Annotated in this window: 10 protein-coding genes; 4 read left to right on the top strand and 6 right to left on the bottom strand. The window is 57.9% G+C overall.

Annotated elements, in window-relative coordinates; translation table 11 throughout:
• Positions 1 to 316: 316 nt before the first annotated feature.
• Positions 317 to 1,636, bottom strand: a complete 1,320-nt coding sequence (gene xylA, locus RISK_RS20710) for a xylose isomerase (RefSeq protein ID WP_047816227.1) — start codon at positions 1,634 to 1,636, stop codon at positions 317 to 319.
• A gap of 334 nt (positions 1,637 to 1,970) precedes the next feature.
• Here xylA and RISK_RS20705 point away from each other — a divergent pair, with 334 nt between their 5' ends.
• The 3 genes from RISK_RS20705 to RISK_RS20695 all read left to right on the top strand — a co-directional run bounded on the left by RISK_RS20705 (position 1,971) and on the right by RISK_RS20695 (position 5,589).
• Entirely contained in the window at positions 1,971 to 2,888 is a 918-nt protein-coding gene (locus tag RISK_RS20705; RefSeq protein ID WP_236696524.1) for a UDP-N-acetylmuramate dehydrogenase, read from the top strand.
• A gap of 10 nt (positions 2,889 to 2,898) precedes the next feature.
• Positions 2,899 to 3,780 carry a cell division protein FtsQ/DivIB gene (locus RISK_RS20700; RefSeq protein ID WP_047816225.1) on the top strand — a complete coding sequence of 294 codons (882 nt, stop codon included), beginning with the start codon at positions 2,899 to 2,901 and terminating at the stop codon, positions 3,778 to 3,780.
• A gap of 195 nt (positions 3,781 to 3,975) precedes the next feature.
• Positions 3,976 to 5,589, top strand: coding sequence for a sulfatase family protein (locus RISK_RS20695; RefSeq protein WP_047816224.1), 1,614 nt, complete (start codon positions 3,976 to 3,978; stop codon positions 5,587 to 5,589).
• A gap of 24 nt (positions 5,590 to 5,613) precedes the next feature.
• On the opposite strand, the gene RISK_RS20690 is transcribed toward RISK_RS20695, so the two are convergent.
• From RISK_RS20690 to truA, 3 genes are all read right to left on the bottom strand, one after another.
• Entirely contained in the window at positions 5,614 to 7,092 is a 1,479-nt protein-coding gene (locus tag RISK_RS20690) for a lipopolysaccharide biosynthesis protein (protein WP_047816313.1), read from the bottom strand.
• A gap of 61 nt (positions 7,093 to 7,153) precedes the next feature.
• Positions 7,154 to 8,059, bottom strand: coding sequence for an FHA domain-containing protein (locus tag RISK_RS20685; protein WP_236696523.1), 906 nt, complete (start codon positions 8,057 to 8,059; stop codon positions 7,154 to 7,156).
• Between the two features lie 284 nt (positions 8,060 to 8,343).
• The gene (truA, locus tag RISK_RS20680; RefSeq protein ID WP_047816222.1) at positions 8,344 to 9,189 is read right to left on the bottom strand and encodes a tRNA pseudouridine(38-40) synthase TruA; all 846 of its coding nucleotides are present in this window, start codon (positions 9,187 to 9,189) and stop codon (positions 8,344 to 8,346) included.
• Positions 9,190 to 9,217: 28 nt separating this feature from the next.
• On the opposite strand from truA, the gene RISK_RS20675 reads away from it, so the two are divergent.
• Positions 9,218 to 9,685 (top strand): hypothetical protein, encoded by a 468-nt coding sequence (locus RISK_RS20675; protein WP_047816221.1) that lies wholly within the window; start codon positions 9,218 to 9,220, stop codon positions 9,683 to 9,685.
• A gap of 88 nt (positions 9,686 to 9,773) precedes the next feature.
• Here the strand turns inward: RISK_RS20675 and RISK_RS20670 are convergent, their stop codons facing one another.
• Positions 9,774 to 11,129 carry a vitamin K epoxide reductase family protein gene (locus RISK_RS20670; protein WP_047816312.1) on the bottom strand — a complete coding sequence of 452 codons (1,356 nt, stop codon included), beginning with the start codon at positions 11,127 to 11,129 and terminating at the stop codon, positions 9,774 to 9,776.
• Positions 11,130 to 11,641: 512 nt separating this feature from the next.
• On the bottom strand, positions 11,642 to 12,406 hold the full coding sequence (locus RISK_RS20660; protein WP_047816219.1) for an AraC family transcriptional regulator: 765 nt from the start codon (positions 12,404 to 12,406) through the stop codon (positions 11,642 to 11,644).
• Between the last annotated feature and the right edge of the window lie 76 nt (positions 12,407 to 12,482).

Here is a 12,482-nt window from a genome sequence, read left to right as displayed (position 1 = left end):
TTCTACTCTTCTGGATCCCCTGTTTCCTTGTTCCCAGGCTCTGCCTGGGAACACACTGTCTTGGAGGCTCCGTTTCCCGATTCTGTCTCAGCAGGCGGGGGATGTCGATTGATGAAGGGCAGCATTGGGTAGTGGACGAGGCAACGAGTCCCTTGCGTGGGGAAGGACTCGTCACCTCGTCCACTACGGTTCAGGTCCTGGGCGAAGGACGCCTCGAAGAACGTCAGCAATAAAATCGACATCCCGAGCCACTGCATGGGATAGCCTTGGGTCTCAACCCAAGGTTTGGGATGGTTGCTTCCTTGCTGAACATCGATCAAACGCGATCGATGTACTTGTTGATCATGTGCTCGAGGTACTCTTGGCGGCCGCTTTGGTTTGCGTCGACGTCGCCCTTTTCGAGCATGTAGGCTTCCAGTTCAGCGAAGCCGACTTCACCGGCCTCGATCTTGGCACCGATGCCGGAATCCCAGGTCGAGTAGCGGTTCTTCACGAAATCAGCCAATTCGCCGCTGGCACGAATCGCCGCGGCGATCTTCAGACCTTTCGCGAACGCGTCCATGCCGCCGATGTGAGCGTGGAACAAATCGATGGGCTCGAACGATTCCCGACGCACCTTGGCGTCGAAGTTCACGCCTCCGGTGCCGATGCCTCCGTGCTTCAGAATCATCAGCATGGTTTGCGTGGTCAGGTAATAATCGGTTGGGAATTGATCGGTGTCCCAGCCCAACAGCAAATCACCCGTGTTGGCATCGATGCTGCCCAAGCCATCTTGCATGCCTGCGTAATCCAGCTCGTGCATCATCGTGTGACCAGCCAGCGTCGCGTGGTTGGTTTCGATGTTCAGCTTGAAGTGCGAATCCAAATCGTAGGCACGCAGGAAGTTCATGCACGCGGCCGCGTCGCTGTCGTACTGGTGCTTGGTGGGCTCTTTCGGTTTGGGCTCGATCAAGAACTGACCGTCGAATCCAATCGATTTGGCGTAGTCGACTGCCATGTGGAAGAACTTGGCCAAGTGGTCCAGTTCTCGTTTCATGTCGGTGTTGTAGAGGTTCTGATAGCCTTCACGCCCGCCCCAGAAGACATAGTTTTCACCACCCAGACGTTTGGTGACTTCCAATGCCTTTTTGACTTGAGCCCCCGCGTAAGCAAACACGTCCGCGTTGCAGCTCGTCGCGGCCCCATGCATGAAGCGGGGGTTGCTGAACATGTTGGCGGTGCCCCACAGCAACTTCACGCCGGTTGCTTTCTGCTGTTCTTCCAGCACGTCGGCGACCGCATCCAGGTTCGCGTGCGTCTCTCGCAAGCTGGATCCTTCGGGTGCCACATCGCGGTCATGCCACGCGTAGTACGGCGCTTGCAGTTTGGTGAACAATTCAAAGGCGACGACGGCACGCTTCTGTGCATTTTCGACGCTCTCGGATCCGTCATCCCAAGGGCGAACCGCTGTTCCGGGGCCAAACGGGTCGGCTCCCGTTCCGCGGAACGTGTGCCAATACACGATGCTGAACCGCATGTGGTCCTTCATCGTTTTGCCTTCGATGACTTCGTCGGGGTTGTACCAGCGGAAGGCCAACGGGTTGTCGGACTGGGGACCTTCGTACTGAACGACAGGAACATCGGGGAAAGCGGTCATCGAACGGATTCCGTGGGTGCGACGGGGGAAAAATGCAAATCAATGGAGGGACCCAATATCAGAAGTTGGCCGAAACGCGACAAGGGGGTGAAACCGGTTTCAGTCGCTTAATGGGGCCTGCGGCGATATTCGAGCGTGTTTTAGGGTAATTAGGACGCTTTTGAGATGGCCGGGTCGCACCGGTTGATGCGGCAATCGACGCTGGTTCGCCAATTGGGGGCCGATCACCAGCGGCTTCGTCGAATCCAGATTGCCAATTTTGCTTCGGACTGCGAAACTGGCGTCCAGCGTCCCGCCGCCTGGAGGTGGTGGCTTTCGAAACTCGCACCGGCAAATGAACGACGTGTCTTCTGCTCCCTCTGAATCGCTCACCGAATTTTTCCCCGAAGATCTGCTGCACGTGGTTCGCGAAAACCAACCGCTGCGTGAAACGTTGTGGTTGGGCATTGGTGGCCCGGCTCGATTTTTAGCCGAACCGGTTGAGATCGATCAGATCGAAAAACTGTACGCCGTTGCTCGCGAAAAACAGCTGGTGCTGCGTGTGCTCGGTCAAGGCAGCAACGTGCTGGTCCGCGAAGCCGGATTCGATGGTTTGGTGATCACCTTGGCTGCCCCGGCGACCAGCGGGTTGGAAATCCAGGGCCAAAAACTGATAGCGGGCGCCGGAGCCAAGTTGACTCACGCGGTGATCAAAACCGTTGGCGAAGGCCTGGGCGGGTTGGAACACCTTGTCGGCATCCCCGGCAGCATCGGTGCCGCCGTCGTTGGAAACGTCTCCGCCGAAGGACGTGACATCGGATCGGTCGTGGAGTCGGTCGAACTGATCGACGAAGATGGCAAGCGCAAAACGATCACGGGCGAGGAAGCCGGATTCGCTCACCGCCAATCAACCCTGATGGGCACCGTGGTTTTGTCCGTGACATTCAACTTGGAACCCAAGGATGTCTCGGCGCTGACCAAGCGGATGCAGAAATTGTGGATTCATCGTGGCCAACGCCGGCCGTCGGAATCCAATCGAATCGCGATGCCGTTCATCGATCCCGATTCCATTTCCGCTTGCGAGTTGATCAACAGCACCGGATTGGCAGGCATTCGTGAAGGCGATGTCTCGCTGGATTCCGCTGAACCGCACTACTTGATCGCTCATGAAAACGCGACCAGTGACCAGTGTGTGAAACTGATCGGCCGAGTTCGTGAACAGGTCTTGATGCAAACCGGGATCGACTTGCAGTTGAATCTGCAAATTTGGTAAGCGTACTCGGATGAGCGAGACGTCCACCGCCGAAAAACGACCGCGATTGATTCGTCGCAAACGCGACTTGAACGCGGATGAGCCGACCACGGTGGGATGGGTGCGCAGTTTGATTGGCGCACCAGCGGTCTTGTCGATTCTGTGGCCTGCGATTTTGCTGGTCGCTGGGTATGCCGCTTGGCAAACCTGGTGGGCGGACTACTTTGCCGTCACGTTCCACGGCATCAACGCTCAACAAATCTCGGTGACACCACCGCCGGATTACGTTCGCACCGACATCATCGACGCGGTTTACACCGAAACGGCGATGAAAGACATGTCGCTGCTCGACCCTCAGGTGTCTGCGAAAGTGGCGTCGGCATTCGCCAGTCACCCCTGGGTGCACCGAGTCGTGGGGGTTCGCAAAAAAGCTCAGGGCAGGCTCGACGTGCGGTTGGACTACCGATTGCCAGTCGCAATGGTGTACGTCGTTGACCCGAAGACCGGTCCAGGTTTCTTGGTCGTCGACGGCGAAGGCACGCTGCTGCCCAGCGACTTTGCCCCTTCGGAAACCGATCACTACCTGCACATCATCGTTCCCGGCGCGTATCACACTGGCCGCTTGGGGTCTCCATTCGGCGACACCCGAGTGCATGCCGCGGCCCTGTTGGCTCGATTGTTGGCACCGCATCGCGAAGATCTGAAGTTGCAGAGCATCGGGGTGCACGGTGATTTGCGTCAAAACCCGATTGTGCAGCTGGAAATTGCGAATCAGGACGGTGAACGTTGGTTCTGGGGCAGTCCGCCTGGCGAAGAAGTCGCCGGCGAAATCCCCGCAATGATGAAACTACAAGCGATGCTGGCGGGAGTTCCCACGGGCACGGATCTTCGCCAAGTTCAATTGCAACCCTAGCAGGTACGCAGGTGTCATCGGGTATGTGAGCCGTTGGCGTTAGCCACGGTTTTCACGCGCAACCGGGGCTAGCGCCCAAACGGCTCACATGGTTGTGCCCGATCATTCCAGCCGACCTGCTTAGCAAGCACGCTGGCATCGGCCCGGCTAGAATCTTCCTTCGCAGTCAGTTTCTCTCGCGGAAGGAATGTTCGTTTGTACCGAATCCAGCTCGCCTTGTGGTTTGCCGTCACGCTCTCGTCGGCGAATCTTGTTGTCGCCGACCGCCCCAACGTCTTGGTCGCGATTTCGGATGATCAATCGTTCCCGCACACGTCCGCCTACGGGTACCAAGCGATCCAGACACCTGCGTTTGATCGCGTCGCACGCGCTGGCGTCCTGTTCAACAACGCGTTCACCCCGTCACCGGGTTGCAGTCCCATGCGGGCGGCGTTTTTGACCGGACGCAATATCTGGCAAATCGAACACGCCGGAACCCACGCCAGTTCTTTTGCAACGAAGTACGAGGTCTACCCGGACCGGCTGGAAAAGGCCGGCTACTTTGTTGGGTACACAGGCAAAGGGTGGGGGCCGGGGAACTGGAAAATCAGCGAGCGTTCTCGGAACCCTGCTGGGCCGGTTTTCTCGTCCAAGAAAATGAAGTCACCCGGCGGAATCAGCAGCGTTGATTACGCCTCCAATTTCGAATCGTTCCTGCAGCAAAAACCAGAGGACGCACCGTTCAGTTTTTGGTTCGGATGCCAAGAACCTCACCGCGTGTTTGAGAAAGGCATCGGGCTGAAAAATGGCATGGATCCGGCGAAGGTCGTCGTGCCGGAGTTCCTGCCCGACACACCGGAAATTCGAAGCGACATTCTGGACTATTGCTACGAAATCCAGTGGTTCGACCAACACCTCGGTCGCATGCTCGACACGCTTGAGAAAGCCGGTGAACTGGACAACACAATCGTGATCGTGACCAGCGACAACGGCATGGCGTTCCCTCGTGCCAAGGCGAATGTCTACGAGTACGGGATCCACATGCCGCTGGCAATCAGTTGGCCAGCCCAGGTGAAGGGCGATCGAACCGTTGATGACCTGGTCAACTTGATCGACGTGACCGCGACGATCTACGAAGCGACAAGCGTGGAGCCTCCGGCGAAAACACCTTTGAGCGGTCGCAGTCTGGTTGGGTTGCTCCAGTCGGGCAAACAGGGAACCGTGGAGTCGAATCGCGAGGCGATTTTCTCGGGGCGCGAACGGCATTCATCGGTTCGATATGAATCGCTCGGCTACCCACAACGCTGCATTCGGACGGATCAATATCTGTTCATTCGTAACTTCCGTCCGGAGCGTTGGCCCGCCGGCGCGCCGCAGAAATTTGGCTCGGGAGCCTACCCAAAGAACAAAGCGATTCTTGCCGAAGAGTTGGGGCCGATGCACGAAGGCTATCATGACATCGATGGTTGTCCGTCGCTCACCTTCCTGGTCGAAAACCACGATGACACGGAGCTTGCCAAGTACTTGCAGTGGGCCGTTGCGAAACGCCCGGCGGGAGAGCTTTATGACATCCAGTCCGACCCAGCCTGCTTGAATGATTTGGCCAACAAGCCCGAATTTGCAGAGGTCAAGCAGACTTTGAGTCGACGTCTAAACAATTACCTCGCTGAAACCAACGACCCACGAGTTTCCGGGCCCGACGGCGGCGACATTTGGGAGACTTACCCGCGATACAGCGGTCTGCGTTGGTTCCCGAAACCGGAGTGGGCGAAGCAATCGCCCGACCGGGTTCCAGAGCTGGATTGGTTGGACGAGCGTCGCCCAAAGTAGCCGCTCGTTCGGCAGCCATCGAATTCAGCTCGGTTCCATCTCAGCGTTCTGTTCGCGAACGTCGGCGTAGACAATCGCGGACAGCCAAACCAAGCAGATGACCTGGCCCACGAGCGCTGCCGCCGCGATTGCGATTGCACCATAGGTGCCCACGAAGGCGGCGGTCAAACCCAGCATCACGATCGCTGCGACGATTCGGCAACGAATCGGGGCCAGCGGTTTGCCTCGGCCTTTGACGTAACTGTCTAGCCCTTGCAGGATGCCTTTGATCGCCGAGACCGGTGCCAGCCACCAAGCGAACACAATCGCGGGTGCAAATTCCTCGCCGTAAACCAGACGCACCAACGGACCGATCACGATCATGAACGCGATCGTGGACACCGTTTGAATTGCGATCGAACCACCGAGGATCCGGTGCACATCCGATGTCTGCAAACGCTTGCTGCGATCGGCAGCGGTGTTGAACAGGTAAATTCCCAGTGTGTTGGGGATCACCGTCAACGGGTAAACGACCGGAACCATCGCCGCGTAGAAACCCTGCGTCAGCAACGGCACCAACCACATCACCAGCAACAAATCCAACCGCTCGAACAGATCAGTCGCCAACATGGAAACCCCGTAGGGGCGGCTTTCCTTGAGCAACTGGTTGACCGGCGGTTCGCTCTCCCCGGTGGCGATTTGAGGCAGTCCAACCACGCAGGCGGCCATCGAAAGCGCGGATGCGATGACGAACAGCACGCACGCGAGGGTCAGCGTCACTTCGGTTACCAATGCTGCGACCAACAACAGGGCCGGGAACGCTGCGGCGGCGATGAAACGGCGGACGTTGTACCGGGTGAAGTCGCCCGCTCCACGATCGACGGCGGTCATAATCAGCATCACGTGTTGGCCGATGACACTGAACGCACACAGGCAACCCAACGACATCAGGTACGCTTTTTCGTCGGGCAAGGCGATCACGTTGCAGGCCACAACCAATCCGGTCGTGATGACTCCGGTGGTCAGCCCCAACCACATCGCCGCTCGTCGAAGTTTGATTGTCTCAACGGTGCGATCCGCTGCGTAGCGACAGATGACTTCGATCCCGCCGAACAACCCGACGTAGAGCGCCATCTGCACGTACAACACTGTCGTTGCGTACTCGCCTCGCCCGATCGGGCCCAGCAATCGGGCCAACAAGATGCCTTGGCCCATTTGCAGAGCGACAATTGCAAACGCGAACCCAACCGTCTGGCTAAACGAAATCGCTTTCGCGAGTTTGCTGCGGGCTGGATTGCTGTTGTTTGGTGCTTCCGAGCAGATGCCATCCGCCGGCCCTGGCGTTGCCTCGCCAGCGATCGCCAGGCCAGAATCAGAACACGAAATCGAGGGGGAGCAGGTGCTGGTGCCTGAGCTGGATCCGTTGCACGACGCCGATTTCTGATCGAAGACGTCAGACCGATCGCCCGGGTGTCCGGACGGATCCGGCGAGTTCGGGTCGGTAGAGAGGGGATCTGAGGTCATATTGCGGAGCAGTATAGTTGCGATCAGTGCATCCGCCTTGACCCCCAGTCGTTCGAATCCATCAGTCAATTCCGTCGACAATTCGAACGTCGGGACCCTGCCAAAACTGCATGACTTGGTAGCCACCCAAGCCGAACAAGGCGATGGTCATCACGAGCGCGGCGAAAATCTTGATTTGGTTTCGATCGACCAACCTGGAATCGGTTGCATTTAGAGAAGGGGACTTTTGAGTGCCCTGGTTCTTCTCATGATCCGGATTTTTCTCGGTGGCATGTCTGTTCCCAAAGTCCTGGTTGGCTTCAGGATTTGGATTCTTGGAGTCTGTCATCTGGGGCGCGGCGTTGATACTCGATGACGATTGATCGGAGTCTTCCGCCGTTTCGTCATCGGAAAAGTCTTCATCGCTCTCGAAGATTCCCGATTCAGTTCCTTGTGGGGCGGGGTTGGAGGCATTGGCGCGGATATCGTCGTGACCAGCTTTTTGCGTGACCGTCGGGGCAACCTGTAGAAACGATGCGATGTCGATTTCTTGCCACGCGTCTCCCTCCAACATCGAAGCGTTTGCCGCGGTGGCAGCGTCGGCTGTTTCTCCAGTCGGGGCCTCCCGATCATCCAGTGAACACCGGGAGTCCGCGTTTCCAGCCGCAGCGATCGCGAGGGCGAACGTGATCTTTCCGCAACGAAGTTCGGCACCGTCAATCAACTCCACCCAGGTTCGGGCGGGGATGCGAGTTCCGTTGACCCGCGTGCCACTGGTGCTGTCCAAATCAAAGATGCGAAACCGAGGTTCCGAATCCGTGGGCGTTTCCCAGTGCAACAGGCAATGTTTCCGGCTGACGGAACGACTCTTGGGACGAATCTGGCATCCGCGGTCCCGACCGATCACGTAGTAGCCGGTGCGAATGGCGGCGACCAAGCCAGCTCGACTTCCGGAGGCAAGGATCAGTTGTGCGGAGCTTTCGGACACCAGTAACAATTGTTCGCGTTTTGGAGGAGAAGATCTGGTCCGACCGCTCTGTGGTCGTCCGCGAATTATGCAAAACCTCTGGGGAGGATCTCTGGGGAATCGATTTTGGCGTCTTCTGTCTCAACGGCGGTGTGTGTTCCTTCGGATGACACGCCGGACGGGTCCCGCCACTCCCCGATGACGAGACGATCCCAGAGAGAGGGATCATAGCAAAAGCGAAACTGATTTGCCGGTTTTTCGCGTCTGGTTGCCTTGCGTTTGACCGTCGGTCCACTTGGATCAGCTCAGCCGCCCGAATCAAGCTCATCCAGTTCAAAGACTTCGTCCGTGTAATCCACTCGGCACAGAAACAACCCCTGAGGCGGAGCGGTTGGACCGGCCTGCTTGCGATCGCGACTGGCGAAGACCTCGTCGATCCACTCCAGCGGTTTGCGGCCGCGTCCGACTTCCAGCATCGTGCCGATCAAGTTGCGAACCATGTTGTAAAGAAATCCCTCGCCTTCAATTTCAAAGCACCAGTGTTCGCCATCGAGTTCTGCCCCGGTGGGATCATTCGCGGTTCGGCGGAACCATCTGGCTGAATGGATCGTTCGCACGGTGGAGGGCCGTTGGGCACCCGTTCCTTGAAACGCGACGAAGTCATGGCGTCCGACGAACTTGGCCGCCGCCGCTTGCATCGCGGCATGATCAATCGGGCCGCCGACGCGGTGCACGAATCGATTGGCGAAAGGATCACGTCCACCACCAATTTGCACCATGTATTGGTATCGCTTGCCGGTGGCATCGGCGATGGGGTGAAACCGTTCTCGCGTTTCGCGGACGGCTTTGACGCGAATGTCGTCGGGCAACTTGCTGTTGATCGCTCGCAGCAAGGCGACCGGACCGGCGTTCCACTTTGGCAGCACGCACCGTGCGACTTGCCCGATCGCGTGGACGCCCGCGTCGGTTCGACCGCTGCCCAATATTCGAACCGGGCGTCCTGCCAGCGGCTGAATCACGCGTTCCAGTTCCGATTGGATCGACCGCTGGTCAGGCTGGACTTGCCAGCCACAATATTCGGTGCCGTCGTATGCCACCGTCAGATGAAACGTGCGAGGACGAGGCGTGCGAGTTCGATCGTTGGCTTGCAATTCAATTCTCTGTGGAGACCGGATCTCGATGACTCACCGCATTCGATTGCGCCGCCCCTGGACCCGCGAAATTTTTCGCGATGGACAATCGCTTCATCGAGCCGAGCGTGTCCATGTGCCGGACGCTTCGGCGAACGACGAGGTCTCGATGGCCGAAGTCTCTCGCGCCGAGAGCGGCAAGGGCGATCAATCGTCGGCTGAATATCATGCCATCTATCGCCGGCATTTCAATTGCCCCACGGGACTGGAAGAATCCGATCAGCTCTCGATCGAAATCATTCCCGCCTTGAAGGACCATTTCGTGGTTCGATTGAACGAAGTCGTCATCGGCTCAGGTGGCCCGGCAGGAGCTGGACAGCAGGAATCAAACCTGTTGCCGGTGCCACAACCGCGGAAGGGGCAAAACCAGATTGAGATCGAGCTGCGAGCTCAAACGCAATCGGACCTTCCACGCTGCGTCGCAGAAGTCGCCTTGCGAATCGACGCTGCAAGCTGAGGAAGAAAGTGGCATACGCTTCCAGCCTGTGACGGAACCGGAAGGTGTGCTGCTCGATCACAGGCGGAATCGTATGCCAAATTCGTTCCTACAGGTGTTGCTCGATCAATCGAATCATCGCCTGGGAAGATTCCACCGCACCCACGGTCGTTGTCTTTGGGAACAGTAACTTGGGGATCGTTCCCGAGCCCGCTCGTTGATACAGCTGCACGTGCTTTTGGATGTACTCGGTCGGGGTGGGACTGCTCATGGTTGATTTCAATTTCGCATCGTCGACCAATTGCGAGGCGTGTGACGTGGCTTGAGCAAGCGTCGGCTTGGATTCGAACATGTACGAATGGAATTCAGCGAACTTCTCCCGGTCGACGATCCAGACAGCAACCGCCAGCTTTGCCAAATCACAAGCTTCGCGGTGCATCGCGTTGGTGCTTTGAATCGCAGGGTTGCAGCGACCGTCCAAAGGAACCGGCAACACGATCACTGCCAATCGATCACCAAAGTGTTCTTGGGCGGCTTCCAGCGACTCGTGAGTGCGCTGGCAATGCGGGCAGGTGTAATCGAACATCTCCACCAGCACCATCTCCGCATCCGGCTTTCCGATGAGCGGCCAATCCTTGGTTGCCAACCGAACTCCGCCAAGAATCTCAGCCGTCTTCGGGGTCTGGTCTGGTTCCGCGGCAACCTCCGAGGTCAGCAACGACGCGGGATAAATCAACGCCATGGCCAAGCGAGAGGGATCGAAGCTAGCAACTTGATCGAGCCATTCGGTTGCTTCCCGGTTTGTGCTGACCGATTCGGGGGCAGCAAACAAGCCTTCGATCTCGCCACCTTGAGCGGATTCGCCGCTCGCAGGGGCTTCGAACACGCCCGGTGCTTCGAATGTTCCTGGCGATTCAACCGTTCCCGGCGCCTCAAACATGGCCGGTTGGGCGCTGTGATCGATCACCTCAAACGTCGGTGCCGGTTCCGTTGCCACTTGCAGTGTGATCATCGCGGCCAACCCGACTGCGGCGACTGAACACAGCAGACGCAGCGGCGGTGCCTGCGCGGGGCGGCTGTAGAGGAACGTACCCGCCAAGACGATTCCCGCGACGTGAGCGACCATGCAATACGGGCAAAGGTGGCCCAGAGCAAAGACTTGCAGTCCAATGAACCAAATCGCGGCTCCCCCGGCCGTCAGAGCAACCACGCCGAGAGCGCCCCAGCGAATGCGTTTCCAAAAAACGCTGATCGGACGGAACAGCAGCAGCGAGATCACGCTGAGATGAGTCAGGATGGCTGGCACACTGACCGGCAGGGCTCCCACCTTGGACCAGCGACTATGTAGCACGTGGCTGCAATCAAACAGACTCCCGCCGCCGCATCCTGCCACAGGGGACGACGTGAACGCTGTGAACGCGAGGTAGCTGCTCGTGCCCAACGCAACCATGCTGCACGCCAGCATCGTCCACCACGCACTGACTCGAATCCTCGGCAACGACGCACTCCCATCGAATCTCTCACTCCACGGGCGTTGGTGCTCGCGGGACTGCGAATGATTGCCGGCGGAATGCAGGTCGACGGTGGCCATGGTGGATCCAAGTGAATGTCTGGTGAGAAAATCTGGTTGCGTTGGATCGCTTGGATTGCAGCTTGTGTGCCAATGCCTGAACGACTTGAGGGAAATCGCCCAGATTGCTGAAAACGCCAGGTTTGACGCTACCAAGGGGACTTGCTCGGCCCCTCCGCAACCGATTTGAAAGCAAATGAACCAAACAGTTCCAGTTCGGCACTCGAACTGGAGTCTTTCGGTCCATCACGCCCGTCCCGAGTGTCGTCGAAAGTGTCGCATTTTCGGCTGCCATCCGTCTCAATTTGGGAACTTTCGGTGCGGCCTTTGCGATTCAAACCATCGGTAGGTCCCGGCGTTCACCGGGCAACGGCAACGTTCCAGCCTGTCTCAATCCAGCTGCTGTCTCACTCCAGCGGACTGTACATGCGACGATATTCCGTCGGAGTGATCCCGGTCGAGGATTTGAACTGCCGGGTCAGATGGCTCTGGTCGTAGAAACCAGTGCTGGCAGCGATCACTCCGACGGCTTCTTGGGTGGTCTCCAACAGGTGCCTGGCCACACCCACCCGGACTTCCCGAATGTAGTGGTTGGGTGTGATTCCAAACAAACGAGTGAATTCACGGTGCAATTGGCTCTGTGACAGGTTGGCTTCGCGAGCCAAATCCGACACCGAGATTTCATCGCCGTAATGTTGCGTCACGAACTGGACCACTTTCAACAGTCGCAAGTGCCCGCTCTCCGGTGCCTCGGAATCATGGTACGGCCGTTTCACTCCTGCCAACGCCACCACGTCGCCTGCTTGGTCGAGCAGAGGGATCTTGTTGCACGAATAGATCTGCGGCACGCCGCGACTGTCGGGAACCAACCATACCTGATCGGTCAGCGTTGCCCCCGATGCGACCACTCGCCGGTCCTCTTCGACGTACTGCGTCGCGATGGCGGGTGGGAAGAAATCGAAGTCGGTCTTCCCAATGATCGCCGATTCATCGTTCACCCCCACAACCCGGCAGACCACGCGATTGGCTCGCAAGTAACGTCCATCGGCAGCTTTGACGTACATGTAAACCTGTGGCAAATAATCGAATAGCTCCAAGCATGCCAAGGGATTGACAATGCTTCCGAAGACTTCGTTTCGCCAGTCTGTGACGTCAGGTGTGGGTTTGGCCATGCGAGGATTTTACAAATCGATGCAATGAATCAGCAAGACATCCACTCGTGAATGGACAATAATCAAAGCCTGAACG

Origin of the sequence: Rhodopirellula islandica (genome assembly GCF_001027925.1) — a bacterium.
Taxonomy (GTDB): domain Bacteria; phylum Planctomycetota; class Planctomycetia; order Pirellulales; family Pirellulaceae; genus Rhodopirellula; species Rhodopirellula islandica.
The sequence above is the reverse complement of the archived record's forward strand: the minus strand, read 5'-3'. Positions and strand labels throughout refer to the sequence as shown.

Bases quoted from the DNA above. Each gene is read 5' to 3' on its own strand.
- xylA (WP_047816227.1), bottom strand. From the start codon at position 1,636: ATGACCGCTTTCCCCGATGTTCCTGTCGTTCAGTACGAAGGTCCCCAG.
- RISK_RS20705 (WP_236696524.1), top strand. From the start codon at position 1,971: ATGAACGACGTGTCTTCTGCTCCCTCTGAATCGCTCACCGAATTTTTC.
- RISK_RS20700 (WP_047816225.1), top strand. From the start codon at position 2,899: ATGAGCGAGACGTCCACCGCCGAAAAACGACCGCGATTGATTCGTCGC.
- RISK_RS20690 (WP_047816313.1), bottom strand. From the start codon at position 7,092: ATGACCTCAGATCCCCTCTCTACCGACCCGAACTCGCCGGATCCGTCC.
- RISK_RS20675 (WP_047816221.1), top strand. From the start codon at position 9,218: ATGACTCACCGCATTCGATTGCGCCGCCCCTGGACCCGCGAAATTTTT.
- RISK_RS20670 (WP_047816312.1), bottom strand. From the start codon at position 11,129: ATGCTGGCGTGCAGCATGGTTGCGTTGGGCACGAGCAGCTACCTCGCG.
- RISK_RS20660 (WP_047816219.1), bottom strand. From the start codon at position 12,406: ATGGCCAAACCCACACCTGACGTCACAGACTGGCGAAACGAAGTCTTC.